Genomic DNA, 17,927 nt, shown 5'->3' with positions numbered 1-17,927 from the left:
CAGCAATTCCATGCTGCTCTCTGCTTTCTGCTGAAAAACTCACCTAATTATTCATATCGAAAATTCTTCTCTGCACTTCATGAAATTTCAGTTTCGAAATATATGCGACTTTCTCACTATCGAAAAAATGAGCCAAATACGTTTCGCCAACTTGCGTAATTTTTACTATTTTTTTCAAATTGATAATATAAGATCGGTGAGTCTTAAAAAAACAATTGTCCAGCTCCCTTTCAATTTCGTTCAGCGTCTCCGTTGTTTCATATTGCTCATTTGCCGTGTGAATGACCGTTTTTCTGCTTTCCTTTTCCACGAATAAAATATCTTCCATCGGCAACAAAACAATAGAGTTTTTCGATCGGATTCCAAGCCTTTTGCTCGGCTGTTTCGCTTTTACAGCGGCGCATTGCTTAGCCATTTCAATCAGTTTGCGGGCCTTTTCCAACGCATAAAAGAGACGCGTTCGCTCAATCGGTTTCACGATATAATCCGTAGCGGACACTTCAAAAGCCTCTACGGCAAATTCATCGTATCCAGTAATAAAAATCACCTGGAGGGAAGGAAAAATATTCCTGCATATTTTGACCGCCTCCATGCCATCGAGCCCAGGCATATTGATATCGACCAATACAATATCCGGCTGTTCTTGGAGGACAAGCTGCAAAAACTCCTCTCCGCTTGTCGCCTCAGCCACAACGTCGTAATTGGGGAATAAATGGATAAAATGCCGCAAAATCGTTCTTGAAGACGCATCATCATCAGCAATCACGATTTTTAAATCATTCATTGCTTCCTTCCCTTCTTTCTATCCTCCTATTCCAACTAGTGATCTCTCGATTAACAGAACATTTATATCCCCCTCAACTTTTTTCGTCCAAAATGATTTGACCGTTCTCATCTAACACGACCTCAATTTGGCGGTGTTCTTTTTGAAACGTATAGGATGTTTTTCCAATTTGGACAATCGTCCCTTCTTTTACGACACCGAATTTCACCGTTTGGCCATGCGGCACTACGATGCGTGTAACCACTCCGGAATCCGAACCGGCTTCTTGAATCAACGCTCCTTTTCGGGCGTAAGCGCAACCCCCGCGCATGGTCCCTTTTATATCTAGAAAACCATTGGAATGAATGGTGCAGTTATAGCACCCTTGGCCAAAAACGGTTATATCGCCGCTGCAGTAGATCGTGCTATTCAACGCGTAGGCCATCTCGATATAACTGTCTCCGTCATTTGTGTCCGCATATTGTTTCGTTGTTGCCTTTATGTCCTCAAGCAGCTTGGCGAGCTGTTCAAGGGAATGGAGCTCGTTCGGGATGCTCGAGAAAAAACAGAGTTGAAACCGCTCGGCCAAATCGAGCCAAACCGGGTGAAGCTGCTGGCGGCCGCTTTTCCTGACCGTTTCGATATACTTTTGTCCTGTCACAGCCAAAGAGCGGAATTTATGATCCATTAAAAGCTTAATCAACGGGAACAGTCCGTTCTGTTTCCAATCTATCCTTTTAAACGCTGGAGAACTTACTAATTGTTTTATAGAGGAAATCATTCTTTCAATATATTCTTCAATTGTCATTAACAAATGTGCGAGCTCGGAAGCCAGTATATGGCCTGTTCCCGCCGAGATGATGCTTCCAATGACATTTTGTCTGATAAAGACAGCTTGTTTTGACGTAATCGTCGCTCGAGTGACATTTTGGAATATCGTAATATTGCCCTCCGCCTCGACGCTCATCCCGTCTTCGACGCTGCCGGTAATGTCGACGTCGCCATGAAACCGAATATTGCCTGAACTCAAATCGACGTCGCCTTGATGAGTAAGCTTGTCCATCATAAATATATGCACATCGAGTCCTTGTTGCCGAAAAACCGGCCGCCCGCTAGCCAACGCTACAATTTTCGTCCCATTTTCAATTGCTGTTACACCTTTTCCTAAATGGACAGCCACCGGGTGAACAGGTTTAGGCAGAATCGGCTCATTCGTCACCGTCACGCCCGGAACGCCCGGGATCGGAGGATGAACGATCGCGATGACTTGTCCCGGATGAACGGAAGGAATATTGTTTACTTCACGGAAATCAACGGTGCCGTCTTCCCGAAGTTTCGGCCCCGCCTGTTTACTGTCCAAATTGACCGTTAACTCCACCCAACCGTTTTTTCCTTGCTGCGGTTTCACCCCTCTAGCGATGACAAAATCGCCCGGTTTTGTCGCCTTCGCTGCTTCAGCCATCGCGGTAAAATCAAATCCTTGAACAATATTCAGCGATTTTAGTTTTTGCAAAACTGACTTGTACTCAAGTGTATTTTGTATTTCAATATGCTGTTCGGCTTTTAACTCAATATGGTAATCAGGGGAGGCATCTTTAATTCGAAACCGCTTTTTCATCCCCGGCTCTATGTGCAAAATGGCGTGCAACTTGTCTTCATCAAGGACAATATCCCATTTCGTTTCGACCGTTTCCTCTGTAGTTTGTATTTCTAATTGGTCACCTTCAGTGACAACCGTCGTTCCAGCCACTGGATGTCCATTTTTTAACAGAAGAACACCTTGCCCTACAGTAATAGTAGGATAGCATAACGGCGACGAACGATAAAAAATTTTCTCTCCTCGCACCCATGCTTTTCCACTCAAATGATCTTCTGTTGCTTTGATCTGCGCCTCATTCGCATTTGTTGAACCAAATTTCTCTTCTTTGACAGCGCCTGATGATTCCGTTTGCCTTTCTATCTTCGTTAGTTTGACAATGGCTGGTTGGGAACCGATAAACCAAATTCTTCTAGTTTCCTTTTGGATGATTTCAACATGCACCTCTTCGCGTTTGCTTTGCAAAATCGCCAAGCCGACGTGAATGGCCTCATCGATGTTTTTTCCTTTCGAAATGATCGTTTGCCCCATCGCCGCTCCCCCTTGGCAACAACTATTTTTCCTAATGCACTCAAAAGCCATATTCTGCGCCAAATCAACGAAGCCGTGGATTTTTCCGTCATTCACGATTGGGTGGCCCCGTTGTACACGGACAAAACCAGCCATCCGGCAGACGACCCGGAACGGTTTCTTCATTAGGAATGACGAAAGAAGCTTTTTAATTTAAAAAGTTTCGCCACTATCCACCTTCATGTTCACGGTGATGCCAGCAAGCAGGTTGACAGGTCCTTTCACCGTCACGTCAAGCCGGTAGTCATGGCCATGCCCGTTCGGATTGCTGCATAAACCAAAAACGGCTTTATTTTTTCCGCACTCCAACCTCGATCCATAACGGTGTGTCGCCGAAACCGCAATTGCACGTATTAAGTATGTTTATACACCTGCCAGTATTGATCTTTCGCTTATGTTAACTTACCCGGTTTTCCTAAAAGATACCCTTGCGCTGCCGGCACTCTCAAAAGCTTCGCTTGGGCGAGATCCACTTCTTCCTCAATTCCCTCTAAAACGAGCACCATTTTGCGGCCGCAGTAGCTTGCCAACAAACTGACCATTTTTTGTTTTTCTTCATTGGCTGCCAGCCCTTGAGCAAAGTACCGATCCAACTTCACATAATCAGGCTGCAATTCAATAATTTTTTGCAAGGTCGATGCCCCTTTGCCAACATCGTCAATAGCAATGTAAAAACCATACCCTCTCATCAACTCTATAGCTGCTTTTAACTCTCCATCCTTCCATATACCCTCTTCTTCTTTTGTCTCGTTCAATTCGAACACAATTCGGTTTTCAATATACGGAAAGCGTTCAACTACTCTTTTCAAAAACGGTTTAAATTCATGATGCAAAATAGTGGAGGGATATACATTTAAAAAAAGCAGCCTTCCCTTATTCTCCAAAAAAGGAAACTGAAAGATGGAACTTTCCAGCAGTACGAGATCCAGTTCGTATAAACATCCTTCCTCCCGAGCCTTTTGAAAGAGATGCTCAACGTTATTGATCCCGTTTACCCGCAACAGCGATTCATATCCAAAGATGCTCCAGTTAAACAAGTCCCACAGCGGCTGGTACACATGTTCAAACTGTTGTTTGTCGATCATTTTTCGGATAGAGACTAAAGTCACACTTTCACTATCCTTTCATAGGATATTCGCCCTGCATCATACTAGTCGACGAACATGAAAATTCGCCTAATACCTTTCGTTTAGCTTTCAATATAACCTTTTTCCATGCATCTGTCTAACTTCGTTCACGCACATCAAGCATCTATACAGCCCTTATCAACACATAAAAGGACATATTAGACCTTTTTTTCGACTTTTTACGACATGTTCAACTCTCGTTTCTGTTATTTCTTGTCATAAAATGCAAAAACGCCCCTTACTTATGAGGGCGCTTTTCCTCCCATATGTGTATTAGTTTTTCAAGAAACACGTTTACCTCCAACGGTTTTGTCATGTAATCCGTAAATCCTGCTTTTAAAGCCCTTTCAATCTCTTTTGGTACCGCATTGGCACTGAGCGCAATCATCGGAATATGCTTTGTTCGTTCATCGCTTTGCAACATTTCCAACACCGTATATCCGCTTATATCTGGGAGATGAATATCGATGAGAATCAAATCAAACCAGCCACTGATAGCCTTTTGCAAGCCTTCGCCGCCATTGCAGGCAAACGTTAACAAAAGATTTGGAAACGGCTTCAAGATATGCTCCAACAGTTTTACGTTGGATATATGATCTTCGATGTATAAAATTTTTTTGTTTCCGAGCTTCAATAGCCTCTCCTGATTCACCGGTTTGTTTCGTGATGAATGCGGCCAGCCGTGAAAATAACTGACAGCCGGAAGACTGAACGAAAAGTCGCTTCCCACGCCCAACTTGCTTTTCACCTCAATCGTGCCGCCCAAAAGACGGATAATCTGCTTGACAAAAGCGAGCCCAATGCCATTGCCGTCGACATGAGTGCCTTTTATGCGATAAAATGGTTCAAAGATATTTTCTTGTTCTTCATCCGGGATGCCTATCCCATTATCTTTTACATGTATAACCACTTTTTCCTGATCATATTTCCCTTCAATGAGGACGGTACCGCCATCACGATTGTATTTAATGGCATTGTCAAGCAAGTTTAATAACACTTGTCTCACTCTCGTCGCATCTGTGTATAAATACACTTGTTCACTAAAGCTCGATCGAGCTTGAATGTCGATGTTTTTCTTATTGGCTAACGGTTCGACTAATTTAATGCTTTCTTTAATAATGTCGTCTGGATGGACTACATCATAAGTTAAGGGCAGCCTTCCTGTTTCGATCCTTGCCAAGTCTAACATTTCGTTGATTAAATTTAATAAATGGCGGGCACCTCCCAATATTTCTTGCACAAACTCCCGCTGCCGGCCGTTTAAGGAAGGGTCCATCTCCAACAATTGGGCGAACCCTAGCACTCCGTTCAATGGCGTACGAATTTCGTGGCTCATGCGCGAAATTAAGTTGGATTTTGCTTGATTGGCTCTTTCTGCCTCCTCTTTTGCCCGCAGCATCTCCTGTTCCATCATTTTTCTTTCTGTAATATCGATCGCTGAACCAACCACTTCAATCACTTTGCCATCTTTTTTTATGGGACGTAAACTGACTAAATAATCAATCCCGTTTATATTCCCCTCATAGTACAATGTTTCCCCGGTTTCCCATGTATACCGATAATATTGTTCTTTTTGATCAGCAATAGGCCCCGGTAAAAAATCATGTAATCTCTTACCTAGCACTTGTTTAGGATCTATGCCGAAATTATTGAGTAATTCCCCGCCGCATAACGTATGAATAAAACTTTCCCCTCTTTTCACAAATTTAAAAATCATGCCTTGCTGCTGGCACATGGCATTCCATAAATCTCGTTGCACTTTTTTGATGCGCTCCTGATATTTTATTAGCTCTGTAATATCTTTTCCCACCACAAACAACCCTATGACATCTTTCTCTTCCACTATCGGAATAAAAGTAAACTCCATGATGACTCTTTCTTCCCGAGACGTTTTCACTGAAGCCTTAAAGAAGCACGATTGACCTTTTTCTACTTTTCTTAAACATTCATCAATTTTTTCATCATCATGCTCATAAAATAGGTCGTATAAACTGGTCAACGGTGCATCTTGATGAACATGCAGGATCTCCATCGCCTTTGGATTGATGCTTACAATTTCTCCCTTAAGGTCAGCAGACAACACAAGATGCGGATTGTAATCGACTAAACATTTGTAATGAGCTTCAGTAAAGTTTTTTTTTTCGCAAAACTTCACGCCGTTCGAGATAAGCAATTACATTAGTCATGATCAATATAGCCATTGTAATAAAAGCGAGGATGTAAGCCAAACTATTAACCGAAATCAAGGATGCCGATTCCGCTCGCATTATTTCTTGGCCATAAGGCAGTTGGAACAATGTTCCTTTCATCGATATATAATGCATTGCTGCGATTCCTCCTCCCAGGACAACGGAACGAACCGCCTTTTTTAAAAACTGATCGTTCTTTACACGGCAGGCAACAAACAGGATAAACAATGTCAAAAACGAAGCGAAAAATGAAATAGCGATCGACAGACAAACAAAAAACGGATGATGATGCATAGACATCTCCGTTTTCATAGCCGCAACCCCTACGTAACAATGGAGTCAGCCATCCAACATTGTTGCGATGGATCGTTATGACCTATATTTAAGAAGCTGTTGTTTCACAAAAAAAGACGAGCAGCGGTCAAGCGCCCGTCCTTCCTGTCTTAATCAATTATTCAGCGCTATACTTCCCTTACTTCCTCAATATGTGACACATCTCCTTCAACGGTCACGTGAAACGTCCCACCGTCCACTTCAATGATCGTCACACTCGTGCCGTACATATACGGCGGCGACCACAGGTGGTCAAGCGGCGTGTCTTTGAACGCCGCCACAAGCGTTTTCAGCACGACGCCGTGAGTGACGATTAACACCGTTTCTCCCTCGTGCCGCTCGATGATGCGCCGCACCGCTTCAAGCGCCCGCTGCTGCACGTCACAAAACCGCTCGCCTCGCTTTGGAGCGTACAGATGGGGCGCGTTCCAAAAATGGTCGAACGCGATCGGATCCATTTGCCGAATCTCGTCATGCGTCTTTCCTTCCCAATCGCCAAGATAAATCTCGCGCAGCCGCTCGTCTTGATAGATCGGAATGAGCCGCCCGCCGCGGACAATCTCCGCCGTCTCAAGCGCCCGGCCGCTTGTGCTTGTGTAAATCGCGGCCAATTCCACCGCTTCAAGCCGTTTTCCAAGCCGCATGGCGTCTTGCCGCCCTTTTTCCGTGAGCGGCGAGTCTTGCCATCCTTGCATCCGCCTTTCGACGTTCCACTTCGTTTCCCCATGTCTGGTCAAATACAAGGTTGTCGCCATGTCTTCCCTCATGTCTCCTCTCTATTAATCTACCTCTCATTCAACCGCCCGCTCAGGCAAGCGAAACGCAACAGATCCGCTTTTGTCCGTTTTCATCTCTGCTTGAATGCCTTTTGGCAACACTGCCATTGGATCTGTATGGCCAAAATCGGCATCATACACAACCGGAAACTCGTACCCGCGTGTCATCCTCTTCGTTTCACGAGTTTCGTTAACTCGATTCTTTCCGGCGTTTCGATGCGCTCGATGGCACGAAACCCATGGCGTTCGTAAAAGCGAATGGCCGGCGCGTTGCCGCTTCCGGTCGTCACGACGATCTCGCTTATCGACGGTTCTTGCTTGATGACAAAGTCGAGCAACGCGCTGGCGATCCCTTGGCGGAAACAATCCGGGTCGACCATCAGCCGGCAAAGGTGAAGCGTCTTCCCATTCCGCTCGCAAGCGATCGCCCCAACGAGCCGTTCCCCTTGAAAATAGCCGAAAAAGCGCTCGCCGCATCGCTGCAGAGAAGCGATCGTATCGTGAAGCGGCGGGAGCGCCTTGCTGCCGATGAGCTGCGCCTCGATCATATACGCGCGCCGTTGTAGGTGCAGCACCTTAACGGCCGTTTCGTCGTCTGCTATGTGAAGTTCCGCAATCATGCTCCTCTCCCTTTCGATGGCGAAAAAGCGGCCGAGCCCGGCCGCTTATCATGAATGAATCACTTCCTCCATCGCCTCTTGCAGCGAATGAAAGCCTTTTTTCTCTCGGCCGTCTTTTCGGACGGTCCATTCCTGCTTCTCAAGCGCCAGTTCACCGCGTTCGTTTTTTACAAACGGCATGTGAATGGTGATCATCTCATCGTCTTTGTTGATCGTATAGCCGACATAATAGCGATTGCCTTCACCATGCTCTTCAAAAATGCCGACTTGGTCGAGTCCATAGGCTTCCATCATCGGCTCGAGCGTGTCGATGAACTCCTCGATCACAACGCTTCTAGGCGCAAATTCCATGGTTTTTCCTCCTCTTGCCTAGTCATCAAGTGTAGTTTGCGGCAAGCCGAGGAAACTCATGAGTGGAAATGACCGACTTATGACGAAGGCCCATTGCAAGCCGTGCGGTTGTACTCCTCAAGCCATTGCTGCAACTTTTCCGCTTCGAGCGAGCGGCTGAAGTAAAACCCTTGCGCATAGTCGCAATGCATTTGCGAAAGAAGCGCCACTTGCGGCTCGGTCTCGACCCCTTCAGCCAACACTTCAATATCCAGGCTTTTTGCTAAATGAATGATCGTATCGACAATCGTGGCATCTTTCGAGTTTTCCGCAATGCCTTGAATAAAACTGCGGTCGATTTTCAACAGCGACACCGGCAAATTGCGGATGTAAGCCAATGATGAAAAACCGGTTCCAAAGTCATCGATCGCCGCCTGTACGCCAAGTCGCTGCAGTTCGGTTAAAATGTGCCTGCCGGTCTCAATGTTTTCCATCAATCCGCTCTCCGTCACTTCCAAAATGAGCCGGTTAGGCGCAAGCCCCGTCTCGCGCAAAACGCGCTTCACATGCTCGATGAGCTCCGGACGATTGAGCAAAAACGGCGACAAATTGACGGCAAGCTTGAGACCCGGAAATTTTTTTTCCCACTCTTTCACTTGGCGGCACGCCTGTTCCAACACCCATAATGTAATTTCAAAAATAAACCCGCTTTCCTCCGCCAACGGAATGAAATCGAGCGGCGGAATGTCACCGAGCGACGGATGACGCCAGCGCAAAAGCGCCTCAACCCCCATCGCCTTTCCTTTCGCGAGCTGCACTTTCGGCTGATAGCATAAATACAACTGCCCGCGCATAATGGCAAACGGCAAATCTTGCTCGATCACCGCCTGCCGATGCTCGGTCGGGCGGTAAAAGGCATAGCCGTTCCGCCCCCGCTCTTTCACTTCGTACAACGCTTGATCAGCGTATTTCATCACTTGCTCGATCCGATCGCTGTCTTTCGGGAAAAAAGCGATGCCGATCGACAATGTTGATTGAATCAGCTGTTTTTCGTAATAAAACGGCTCGTGAAACGAACTGACAAGCCGCTCCGCCAAGGCGGTCATCTCTGTTTTCGTTATGTTCGGCAGCAAGAGAACAAACTCATCACCGCCGATGCGGGCAAAAAAGTCGCCGGGACGCAACGCCCGCTCGACGCGCTTGACCGCCTCGCGCAAAAAATAATCGCCGGCTTGATGGGAAAAATGATCGTTGATCCATTTGAATTTGTCAAAATCCAAATAACAAAGAGCAAACGGCGTCTGACTCGCGATCAGCTCATGAATATGCCGCTCGAAATAGCTGCGGTTGGCGATGCCCGTGAGCGAATCGAAATAGGCAAGCTGACGGAGCTTTTCTTCGTACCGCTTCCGCTCGCTGATGTTTTTCACGGTCACAATGACGCAATCGAGCGTCCCCGCTTCATCGATGATCGCCTTCCCTTGCGCCTCCATCCAAACCCATTCGCCTTTCTCGCCTTGCTTGCGAAATTCGGCGGATTGCGTCTCGTATGTATCGTACAGCTCAGCCAATTTTTGTGCCACGACCGGGGCGTCATCAGGGTGGACAAACGTCAGCACCTCTTCGTATGACACTGGAAGACGCTTGTTTGTTTTTCGCTTCCATGACGGCGGAATGTATGACAATTCACGATTAGGAGAAAAAATCAACACGTAATCGTTCGAATGCTCAACAATCAGCTGCAGACGCCGTTCCGCTTCGGCAAGCCGCGCTTGCAGGCCGCTCTCCTCCGCTTGGCGGCGAAGAACGCATAGGACGGCGGCCGTTTGTCCGTTTTCACCGATGATCGGCGACACGCCCGCAACCAATAAGCCGTCAAGCAACTCCCAGCGAAAGGAAGCCGGGCGCTGTTTCACCCGTTCAACCAACGCCCGTCCTTCGACGGACAGCGTCCTCTGTTCTTCTTCACTCAGCGCCAAGCCGGCAAAAGCCGGATTGTTGTAAATGATCACGCCTTGCAAATTCAAGATGACCACTGCTTCTGTGAAGTGATGGAAAAAGGCCGTATATTTGTCCATGCAATTGCTACCTCGCCGTTTCACCAAAATAAGCGATGTCCACACTTCCATTTTCACGAAAATCACGGCAAAAATCAACAAATTTCGCAAACATTTTGTCAAAAATATGGAACTGCCCACCGGCGGCCTTCCGGTCACCCGGTTTGCCGTTGGCGGGCGCGAATGGGACACGTTTGACAGCACGTTCCCCCATTTGTTTTCACGTACAGGCAGCACGTCGTCCGCTGCATGCCGCTTGCCCCTTTAAAAAAGCGGCGAAGTGGGTTGTCTTTTTGTCCAAACAACCGGCCGTCTGCTTCATGAATAAGGAAGCGGAAATCATCGCGCAGCCGGTCGGCGACCGGGGCAAGCGACTCATCCTCGAGCCAACGTTCATATACCCAATACACGTAAATCGCGACATTTTCCCATAAGACGAGCGGCGATATGCGCGTCAGACGCCGCAACCGAGCGATGAGCGGAGCGAACAAGCCGGCGAACACGTCGCGAACGACTTGCTCGCGCCAGCGGCTGCGCTCAATGCCGCACGCCTCCGCTTCCGGCGGCTCAAAGCGAAACCGCGGCATCCACATCTCCCCTTCGCCGTCCGTGTCAAGCCAAATTCGCCCAGGATCGAGCACAAGCCGCTTGTTCCATACCGACATGGCGTATAGCGTCATCGGCGCCAAAAAGCTTAAGCGCTTGACAAGCATCGACGCCGCAACGGCGTCATTTGCCGCTCCCATCTCGGTGCGGACGTGCGCGACATACTTCGCGAGCTGCCCGTCGTCATGAAGCAGCCAAGCAAACAACATCGACGACGAGACATCAGCCGCCCCGCTTGAAAAACGGTACGTTTCCAACGTTTTCATTTCGTCTTCACGCAGTCTCATCATGATACGCCTTCTTTCTGTAAAATTCGCCGTCCTTTCCCATACGGAATGCAAAGCGGGGTGCCAAAGATCGGATCGTACGTGATTTGGCAATCCATCTGAAACACGTCTTTCACGAGCTGGCGGGAAATGATGTCTTCCGGCTTTCCTTCGGCATACACCGTTTTATCGCGAATGGCGACGAGATGATGGGCGTAACGGCACGCTAAATTCAAATCGTGAAGCACCATGACGATCGTCCGCCGTTCTTTTTCATTCAGCTCAAACAATAAATCTAAAATGTCAATTTGATGCGCGAGATCCAAATACGTCGTCGGCTCGTCAAGCAAAATGATGTCTGTTTCTTGCGCTAATGTCATGGCGATCCATGCGCGTTGGCGCTGTCCGCCGGAAAGCGAATCGACCGGCCGCTCGGCGAATTCGGCGAGTCCAGTTGCCTCTAGGGCCCGCACAACCGCCCGCTCATCTTCGTCACTCCATTGCTTGAACCACGTTTGATACGGGTAGCGCCCTTGCTTCACAAGTTGCAACACGGTCAGTCCTTCCGGAGCCATAGGCGACTGCGGCAAAATGGCGAGCCGGCGGGCGATTTCTTTTGTCGGCTGTTTGGCGATTTCTTTTCCATCCAGCAGCACAGCGCCGCTTGTTGGTTTTAGCAGCCGGGCCAAGGCGCGCAGCAACGTCGACTTGCCGCAGCCGTTCGCGCCGATGAACACCGTGATTTTTCCTTTTGGAATCGTCAAGTCTAAACGGTCAATAACGATCGCCTCGCCATAGGATAGCGTCAACTCTTTCGCCTGCAACCCATGCATGCGCATCCCTCCTTATAATTTCCGACTTCGGTACAATAAATAAATGAAATACGGTGCTCCAATCGCCGCGGTAAACACTCCAGCCGGAATTTCCGTCGGCGCCAAAAGCAGCCGCCCAGCCAAATCCGCCCCCATGACGAACACACCGCCTAACAGCGCAGCAGTCGGAAGAAGAGCGCCAAACGCCGAACCGACAAGGCGGCGCGCCATATGCGGCGCCATCAGCCCGACAAAGCCGATGCCGCCGGCGAAAGCGACCGCGCCGCCGGTGAGCGCGGTGCTAAGCAAAACAAGTCCTAGCCGTTGCCGTTCGACCGCCCCGCCAAGCCCAATCGCCAGCTCATCGCCCAGCTCCTGCACATTGACATGCCGCGCGGCCAATATCGCCACAAGGAGCAGTCCGATGACCCATGGCGCCATGAGCGAAACGTGCTGCCAAGAAGCACCATACACACTGCCCGTAATCCACACGTTTGCCTGGCTCGCCCGATAGATGGGTCCTGTGATCATCAACAGTGTCGTCAACGCCTGCATGAGCGCAGAAACGCCGATGCCGACAAGCACGAGCCGAAGCGGGGCGAGGCCGTTTTTCCACGCCAGCATATATACGAGCCAAGCAGCGGCCGTAGCGCCGAGAAAGGCGGCAAGCGGCAGCCAGTGGATGCTGACGGTCAAAGAGTTGTTTTCATCGCTAAACAGCGCCAAAAAGCCAACGACCGCGGCCGCCGCTCCGCCGGTGATGCCGAGCACATCCGGCGAAGCGAGCGGATTGCGCACCATTCCTTGCAAAACCGCGCCGGCGACAGCCAGCGCCATCCCCGCCATCCAGGCAACCAATACGCGCGGCAGGCGGAACGTCACAATCACCGTCTGATGAATTTCCTCTCCGTATCCGAACAGCGCGGCAGCGGCCTCAAGCGGGGACATGCGCATTTCGCCGCTGCCAATGCTGATAACGAAAAGGAAGACGGCCGCTGCTATGAGCGCGGCGAGCACCGCAACAGCTTTTTTGTCATAGAAAAACGAGATGTGTTTTCCCATTCGGACCGTGATGTATTTTTTCATTTTGCGGCGATCCCCCTGCGGGCAATGTAGATGAAAAATGGAACGCCGAGCAAGGCGGTGACGATGCCGACCGGCACTTCGCGCGGCATCAGAACGTAGCGCGCCCCAATATCGGCCATAAGAAGCAAAATCCCGCCGAGCAAGGCGCAATACGGGAGCAGCCAGCGGTGGTCGACGCCGGCCAGCGCCCGCGCCATATGCGGCACCATCATGCCGATAAAGCCGATCGGACTGGCGACGGCGACCGATCCGCCAGCCAGTAGCACGACTAACAGAGCGGCGGCAGCCTTGATCAAATTCGTTCGCTGTCCGAGTCCTTTCGCTACATCGTCTCCCATCATTAAGATGTTGACATGGCGCGCCAGCAACAAGGTTCCAATCCAAGCGGCTGCCAAATACGGAAAAACGGCCGTCAACAACTCGAGCTTCCGGCCAGCGACCGACCCGGCCAGCCAAAAGAGCACTTCTTCAAGCGCTTTTTCATTCATCGCCAGCATTCCTTGCGTCAGCGAGGCAAATAAAGCCGCGACCGCCGTGCCGGCAAGCGTCATTTTGAGCGGCGTCAGCCCGTCTTTCCCCGCGGCGCTGATCACAAACACGATCGCCGCCGCGGCAGCCGCCCCCATAAATGCGACCCAAGACAACATTTGCAATGAAGAAATGGAAAAAAAGGTGACCATCACAACAATCAAAAAACCGGCCCCGGCGTTAATGCCGAAAATGCCTGGCGAAGCGAGCGGGTTTCGCGTCAGCGCTTGCATGAGCGCCCCAGCCATCGCCAAGCTGGCGCCAACGGCAGCCGCAATCAACGCTCGCGGCAGCCGAACCGTCGCCACGACTAAATGGGTGTTCGATCCATTATTGTCGATAAGAGCCGCCACCGCCTGCCGCCAACTCGTGTCGGTATATCCACAAACGATGCTCATCCACATGGCGGCAAGCAGCACAATCAGCAAACCGATGAGGCCAACCATTTTTTGACGGTTTGTCGCCAGCATCTCTGAGATCTCCCTTGCTTCATTTTCTATATCTCTATCGTCAAGTCTATTTGATAATGACTCTCATCGTCAATGTTTTTTCGCATTTTCTTATGATTTTTTTATCATTTTTTCATTTATAGTTGACAATGATTCTCAATTTTATTTATCATATCAACGTAAATGAAATTCATTATCAAATTCAAAGGGGGATTAGCTAATGAAATCAAGGCATCTCACCCTTCTTTCCGCCTTCATCCTTTCCCTCCTGCTTCTTGCCGGCTGCGGCGGAAAGCAGGAAGAAAAAACAGCCAAACCAGCGGAAAACAATGGGGCGAAAGCGGAAGTGAGCTACACGGTCGAACACGCCATGGGCACGGCCGAAATCAAAGGAACGCCAAAACGAGTCGTCATTTTGACGAACGAAGGAACAGAAGCGCTTCTTGCGCTAGGCGTGAAACCAGTCGGCGCCGTCAAATCGTGGACGGGCGATCCGTGGTACGACCATATTAAAGATAAAATGGAAGGCGTCAAAGAGCTCGGTTTGGAGTCAGAGCCGAACGTCGAAGCGATCGCCGCCTTGAAACCAGATTTGATTATCGGCAACAAACTGCGCCATGAAAAAATTTATGAACAGTTGAACCAAATCGCCCCGACCGTGTTCTCAGAAACGCTGCGCGGCAACTGGAAAGACAACTTTATGCTGTATGCGAAAGCTGTGAACCAAGAGGAAAAAGGGAAACAAATCATTGCTGAATATGACAAACGCATTGAAGACTTAAAAGCAAAACTCGGCGACAAGCTGAAGATGAAAGTATCGATCGTCCGCTTTATGGCCGGCGACGTGCGCATTTACCATAAAGACTCGTTCTCCGGCGTCATTTTGGATCAACTTGGCTTCGCCCGCCCGGAATCGCAAAACGTAAACGACTTTGCGGAAACCGGCGTGACGAAAGAACGCATTCCAGCAATGGATGGCGACATCCTGTTCTACTTTACATATGAGACGGGGGACGGCAAAGCGAGCGAACTTGAAAAAGAATGGATCAACGACCCGCTCTTTCAAAACTTAAACGTCGCGAAACAAGGCAAGGTGTACAAAGTGAGCGACACGATTTGGAACACGGCTGGCGGTGTGCTCGCGGCTCATTTGATGTTGGATGATATTGAGAAATATTTCTTGCAAGGGCAATAATCGCCCGCTAACGAAAGGCAGAAGCGGTCAGCTGCTTCTGCCTTTTTCCTCTTCCATCATTCCTGCCCTGTGGCTCGTCTCGACGCTAACTTCATTTCCCAAGGGCAAAAATAGTTGCTGCTTATCCATCGGTATGGTACATTCAAAATGCAAACCTCGCACGGAAAGGAAGAAAGATGGTGAAACGTTCTGCCTTCATCACCGCATGTGTATTGTCATTCAGCGTTCTGCTCTCAAGCTGCACCGATGACGGCGTTCAGGAACAAAGCCGCTCACAGATGACGAAAACCGCCACCGGCGATATTCGTGAAACGACAAAATCGATCGAGCATTTGCCAAGCTTTTTGAGCGCGTTTGAAGAAGAGATGGCTGTCTTGTACCAACAGGCTGCTGAACACCGCGAGCTGCTTGAGAATATCCCTTGCTATTGCGGCTGCGGGCAATCGGCTGGCCATAAGAACAATTATGACTGCTTTGTGTATGAAAATAAAAAAGACGGCTCGGTCGTCTGGGATGATCATGCGACCAAATGCGGCGTCTGCCTCGACATCGCCGCTGAATCGATCGCCGCTTACGATCAAGGGAAATCGATCAAAGACATTCGGCATATGATCGATGAAAAATATAAAGAAGGCTACGCCGAACCGACGCCGACAAAGCCGCTCTAATACGAACGAAAAAAAGCGCCAAATCCGGCGCTTTTTTCACTGCAACCAGCCCCCCTTTGCCTGCAACCCCCTTTTTGTCCCGCCGAGCGCCCACTGCTTTTCGATCAACAGAAACAGGCTGCTTAAACTGGATTTCGCTCCTCTCAAGGAGAGTTCACAAAGGCTTCGCACAGGCAACATCAACACCGGCTGAGCGCGGCGTACAGATCATGCAGCGTGTCGATGCCGCGCTGGCGGAATTCATCGAGCAAGATCGCCCATAGCTTCGCCATCGCTTCGACGTCGCCATCCGCCGTATGGCGGCGCGGGCAACAGATGCCATAACAAGCTAACGCATCGTCAAACGTCGGGCACGAATGGCCGATCAGCGTCATCATCGGCTGCAAGTCGACAAAACGTCCGCTCCATTTTTGCCGATAATGACGCCAAAGGGCATGGCGCAAAAACGCCAAATCATGACCGATATGATAGCCAATTAAGACGCCGGCGGCAATAAACGGCACAAACGTGCGCAGCGCCTCGGCAAGCGGCGGAGCGAACACCACATCCTTCGCCTCAATCCCGGTCAAGGCGGAAATATGTTCCGGAATCGGCTTTTCCGGCTTGACGAGCGTCATGTACGCATCGGTCACGACTCCTCCAACCGTTTTCGCTGCCGCCATGGCCAAAATTTCATCGCCTTGCTCCGGGGAAAAGCCGGTCGTTTCCATATCGATGATGACAAACGGGATGTCAGTCAAACGGTCATGCCAATCGATGATGTGCTGTTTTTCCTTTTGCAGCGAGCGAAGCCATGTTTCCTGTTGCAGCGAATGGTCATGCCCAAATAAGGCGGATGATGCCTCGCGCGGAACGCCGAGCGACAACAAGCGGAGCGCCCGCTGCCAAAAACGGTGCCGCTCATGCATGAATGTTAGCCACCCGCCGGGCGACAAAGCGCTGCAACCGTTTTGCGGTGCGCATCGCTTGCTTCAGCTGCTTTTGCTCTGTCCGCTCAAGCGTCCGCCATAACACATATTCACGCCCGTCCCCCGCCTCGGTGCTGTACTTAAGACGAATCGAATAGTAAACAGACAGCGCCTCGCAAACGGCGGCGGAAAGCGGCGCCGTCAATACGCTAGCCGCCTCAAGCGCCCGTCGCCGCTCAGCCGTGTCCGCCGCCGGGACGCGCGCAAAACAGGCCAACCATTTTAAGGCATTGGTGAGCTGCACGTAGCCGCTTTGTTTCATATGAACGGCCCCGCTGTGCGGCCCCCATCGCTCCGTTTGCACGTTGCCCAGCCAACCGAGCGGAACCGGAGGAAATTGAACGTGCTCCCCCATGCGCGCCAACAGCGGCGGCCGTTTGGCCACCGCCGAAAACAGCATCCTCCTGCCCTCCTCAGCCAATTCCGTCTCGCCATAAAGCGGACGCATATCCATCGCGATCAACAAAAAGCGAATGTCGTTCGGCCACCCGCTGTCTAAATAGGAAGAAAGTTGTTGCTCCCAACCGCGGACCGACTGCGCCCACCGCTTGTTCGTCGCCATCACGTAACCGGAGCAGTACGGATAGCCGGCCTCATGCAACATGTCCACCCCAACCGCCGCCATATGGCGGATGAATTCATAACAAGCCGCCTCCTCTTCCTCAGGACAGTCGAATAAAATGCCGTGGTCCTGGTCCGTCCAAATCGTCGGCTCACGTCGGCCGATGCTTCCCATCACATACCAGCACCACGCCGGGGGACGAATGCCGACCGACCGTTTCATCGTCTCCCGCTCCGCAAGGAAAAACGCGCGGCGAAGGATGGCTTCATGCACGCAAACGACGTCGCCTGCAAGCTGCTTCATTTGTTCAGGTGCCAGACAGCGCCGCAGTTCGCGCGCCAGTTCATCATGACAAAAACGAAGTTCGGCGGCCGACTCAGCTCGGTTTAGCCGCTCGACCACCTTTGCCGCCAACGATTCCATCA

Annotated in this window: 17 protein-coding genes and 1 pseudogene; 2 read left to right on the top strand and 16 right to left on the bottom strand. The window is 50.1% G+C overall.

The window, feature by feature from the left end; translation table 11 throughout:
• Nucleotides 1-43: 43 nt before the first annotated feature.
• The 14 genes and pseudogenes from B1A75_RS11625 to B1A75_RS11560 all read right to left on the bottom strand — a co-directional run bounded on the left by B1A75_RS11625 (nucleotide 44) and on the right by B1A75_RS11560 (nucleotide 14,130).
• Complete coding sequence (locus tag B1A75_RS11625; protein ID WP_079936234.1) at nucleotides 44-784, bottom strand: LytR/AlgR family response regulator transcription factor; 741 nt, start codon at nucleotides 782-784, stop codon at nucleotides 44-46.
• A 73-nt stretch (nucleotides 785-857) separates the two neighbouring features.
• Nucleotides 858-2,891, bottom strand: coding sequence for a flagellar assembly protein A (locus B1A75_RS11620; protein ID WP_079936233.1), 2,034 nt, complete (start codon nucleotides 2,889-2,891; stop codon nucleotides 858-860).
• A gap of 431 nt (nucleotides 2,892-3,322) precedes the next feature.
• The gene (locus B1A75_RS11615; RefSeq protein ID WP_303048391.1) at nucleotides 3,323-4,015 is read right to left on the bottom strand and encodes an EAL domain-containing protein; all 693 of its coding nucleotides are present in this window, start codon (nucleotides 4,013-4,015) and stop codon (nucleotides 3,323-3,325) included.
• Nucleotides 4,016-4,295: 280 nt separating this feature from the next.
• Entirely contained in the window at nucleotides 4,296-6,230 is a 1,935-nt protein-coding gene (locus B1A75_RS11610; protein ID WP_079936231.1) for a PAS domain-containing hybrid sensor histidine kinase/response regulator, read from the bottom strand.
• Nucleotides 6,181-6,564, bottom strand: a pseudogene (locus tag B1A75_RS11605) (hypothetical protein); the annotation flags it as partial. The pseudogene B1A75_RS11605 and the gene B1A75_RS11610, both read right to left, overlap by 50 nt.
• Nucleotides 6,565-6,707: 143 nt before the next feature.
• Nucleotides 6,708-7,334 (bottom strand): histidine phosphatase family protein, encoded by a 627-nt coding sequence (locus tag B1A75_RS11600; protein WP_079936230.1) that lies wholly within the window; start codon nucleotides 7,332-7,334, stop codon nucleotides 6,708-6,710.
• Nucleotides 7,335-7,370: 36 nt separating this feature from the next.
• Complete coding sequence (locus B1A75_RS11595) at nucleotides 7,371-7,523, bottom strand: peptidase U61 (RefSeq protein ID WP_013145567.1); 153 nt, start codon at nucleotides 7,521-7,523, stop codon at nucleotides 7,371-7,373.
• Entirely contained in the window at nucleotides 7,520-7,975 is a 456-nt protein-coding gene (locus B1A75_RS11590) for a GNAT family N-acetyltransferase (RefSeq protein ID WP_079936229.1), read from the bottom strand. The genes B1A75_RS11595 and B1A75_RS11590 overlap by 4 nt, the downstream gene beginning before the upstream one ends.
• Before the next feature lie 48 nt (nucleotides 7,976-8,023).
• Entirely contained in the window at nucleotides 8,024-8,326 is a 303-nt protein-coding gene (locus tag B1A75_RS11585) for a DUF5634 family protein (RefSeq protein ID WP_013145569.1), read from the bottom strand.
• A gap of 77 nt (nucleotides 8,327-8,403) precedes the next feature.
• On the bottom strand, nucleotides 8,404-10,383 hold the full coding sequence (locus B1A75_RS11580) for a putative bifunctional diguanylate cyclase/phosphodiesterase (RefSeq protein ID WP_079936253.1): 1,980 nt from the start codon (nucleotides 10,381-10,383) through the stop codon (nucleotides 8,404-8,406).
• Nucleotides 10,384-10,517: 134 nt separating this feature from the next.
• Nucleotides 10,518-11,255, bottom strand: coding sequence for an IucA/IucC family C-terminal-domain containing protein (locus B1A75_RS11575; RefSeq protein WP_013145571.1), 738 nt, complete (start codon nucleotides 11,253-11,255; stop codon nucleotides 10,518-10,520).
• The gene (locus tag B1A75_RS11570) at nucleotides 11,255-12,067 is read right to left on the bottom strand and encodes an ABC transporter ATP-binding protein (RefSeq protein WP_079936228.1); all 813 of its coding nucleotides are present in this window, start codon (nucleotides 12,065-12,067) and stop codon (nucleotides 11,255-11,257) included. Before B1A75_RS11570 ends, B1A75_RS11575 begins: the two co-directional genes overlap by 1 nt.
• Nucleotides 12,068-12,079: 12 nt before the next feature.
• On the bottom strand, nucleotides 12,080-13,132 hold the full coding sequence (locus tag B1A75_RS11565; protein WP_079936227.1) for a FecCD family ABC transporter permease: 1,053 nt from the start codon (nucleotides 13,130-13,132) through the stop codon (nucleotides 12,080-12,082).
• Nucleotides 13,129-14,130, bottom strand: a complete 1,002-nt coding sequence (locus B1A75_RS11560) for a FecCD family ABC transporter permease (protein WP_079936226.1) — start codon at nucleotides 14,128-14,130, stop codon at nucleotides 13,129-13,131. The genes B1A75_RS11565 and B1A75_RS11560 overlap by 4 nt, the downstream gene beginning before the upstream one ends.
• Before the next feature lie 199 nt (nucleotides 14,131-14,329).
• Between B1A75_RS11560 and B1A75_RS11555 the strand changes: the two genes are divergently transcribed.
• A complete protein-coding gene (locus tag B1A75_RS11555; protein WP_013145575.1) occupies nucleotides 14,330-15,304 on the top strand; it encodes an ABC transporter substrate-binding protein in 975 nt (324 codons plus the stop codon).
• Between the two features lie 176 nt (nucleotides 15,305-15,480).
• Nucleotides 15,481-15,972, top strand: coding sequence for a PCYCGC motif-containing (lipo)protein (locus tag B1A75_RS11550; protein ID WP_013145576.1), 492 nt, complete (start codon nucleotides 15,481-15,483; stop codon nucleotides 15,970-15,972).
• A 179-nt stretch (nucleotides 15,973-16,151) separates the two neighbouring features.
• On the opposite strand, the gene B1A75_RS11545 is transcribed toward B1A75_RS11550, so the two are convergent.
• Complete coding sequence (locus B1A75_RS11545) at nucleotides 16,152-16,880, bottom strand: 3'-5' exonuclease (protein ID WP_013145577.1); 729 nt, start codon at nucleotides 16,878-16,880, stop codon at nucleotides 16,152-16,154.
• Nucleotides 16,873-17,925 carry a DUF294 nucleotidyltransferase-like domain-containing protein gene (locus B1A75_RS11540; protein WP_079936225.1) on the bottom strand — a complete coding sequence of 351 codons (1,053 nt, stop codon included), beginning with the start codon at nucleotides 17,923-17,925 and terminating at the stop codon, nucleotides 16,873-16,875. Before B1A75_RS11540 ends, B1A75_RS11545 begins: the two co-directional genes overlap by 8 nt.
• Nucleotides 17,926-17,927 lie beyond the last annotated feature (2 nt).

Source organism: Geobacillus sp. LEMMY01, assembly GCF_002042905.1.
Lineage (GTDB): Bacteria > Bacillota > Bacilli > Bacillales > Anoxybacillaceae > Geobacillus > Geobacillus proteiniphilus.
The sequence above is the reverse complement of the archived record's forward strand: the minus strand, read 5'-3'. Positions and strand labels throughout refer to the sequence as shown.

Excerpts from the sequence above, each read along its gene's own strand:
- B1A75_RS11620 (WP_079936233.1), bottom strand. The coding sequence starts at position 2,891 with ATGGGGCAAACGATCATTTCGAAAGGAAAAAACATCGATGAGGCCATT.
- B1A75_RS11595 (WP_013145567.1), bottom strand. The coding sequence starts at position 7,523 with ATGACACGCGGGTACGAGTTTCCGGTTGTGTATGATGCCGATTTTGGC.
- B1A75_RS11615 (WP_303048391.1), bottom strand. The coding sequence starts at position 4,015 with ATGATCGACAAACAACAGTTTGAACATGTGTACCAGCCGCTGTGGGAC.
- B1A75_RS11570 (WP_079936228.1), bottom strand. The coding sequence starts at position 12,067 with ATGCATGGGTTGCAGGCGAAAGAGTTGACGCTATCCTATGGCGAGGCG.
- B1A75_RS11575 (WP_013145571.1), bottom strand. The coding sequence starts at position 11,255 with ATGAGACTGCGTGAAGACGAAATGAAAACGTTGGAAACGTACCGTTTT.
- B1A75_RS11590 (WP_079936229.1), bottom strand. The coding sequence starts at position 7,975 with ATGATTGCGGAACTTCACATAGCAGACGACGAAACGGCCGTTAAGGTG.
- B1A75_RS11600 (WP_079936230.1), bottom strand. The coding sequence starts at position 7,334 with ATGGCGACAACCTTGTATTTGACCAGACATGGGGAAACGAAGTGGAAC.
- B1A75_RS11625 (WP_079936234.1), bottom strand. The coding sequence starts at position 784 with ATGAATGATTTAAAAATCGTGATTGCTGATGATGATGCGTCTTCAAGA.
- B1A75_RS11580 (WP_079936253.1), bottom strand. The coding sequence starts at position 10,383 with ATGGACAAATATACGGCCTTTTTCCATCACTTCACAGAAGCAGTGGTC.
- B1A75_RS11555 (WP_013145575.1), top strand. The coding sequence starts at position 14,330 with ATGAAATCAAGGCATCTCACCCTTCTTTCCGCCTTCATCCTTTCCCTC.
- B1A75_RS11560 (WP_079936226.1), bottom strand. The coding sequence starts at position 14,130 with ATGCTGGCGACAAACCGTCAAAAAATGGTTGGCCTCATCGGTTTGCTG.
- B1A75_RS11565 (WP_079936227.1), bottom strand. The coding sequence starts at position 13,132 with ATGAAAAAATACATCACGGTCCGAATGGGAAAACACATCTCGTTTTTC.
- B1A75_RS11540 (WP_079936225.1), bottom strand. The coding sequence starts at position 17,925 with ATGGAATCGTTGGCGGCAAAGGTGGTCGAGCGGCTAAACCGAGCTGAG.
- B1A75_RS11550 (WP_013145576.1), top strand. The coding sequence starts at position 15,481 with ATGGTGAAACGTTCTGCCTTCATCACCGCATGTGTATTGTCATTCAGC.
- B1A75_RS11545 (WP_013145577.1), bottom strand. The coding sequence starts at position 16,880 with ATGCATGAGCGGCACCGTTTTTGGCAGCGGGCGCTCCGCTTGTTGTCG.
- B1A75_RS11585 (WP_013145569.1), bottom strand. The coding sequence starts at position 8,326 with ATGGAATTTGCGCCTAGAAGCGTTGTGATCGAGGAGTTCATCGACACG.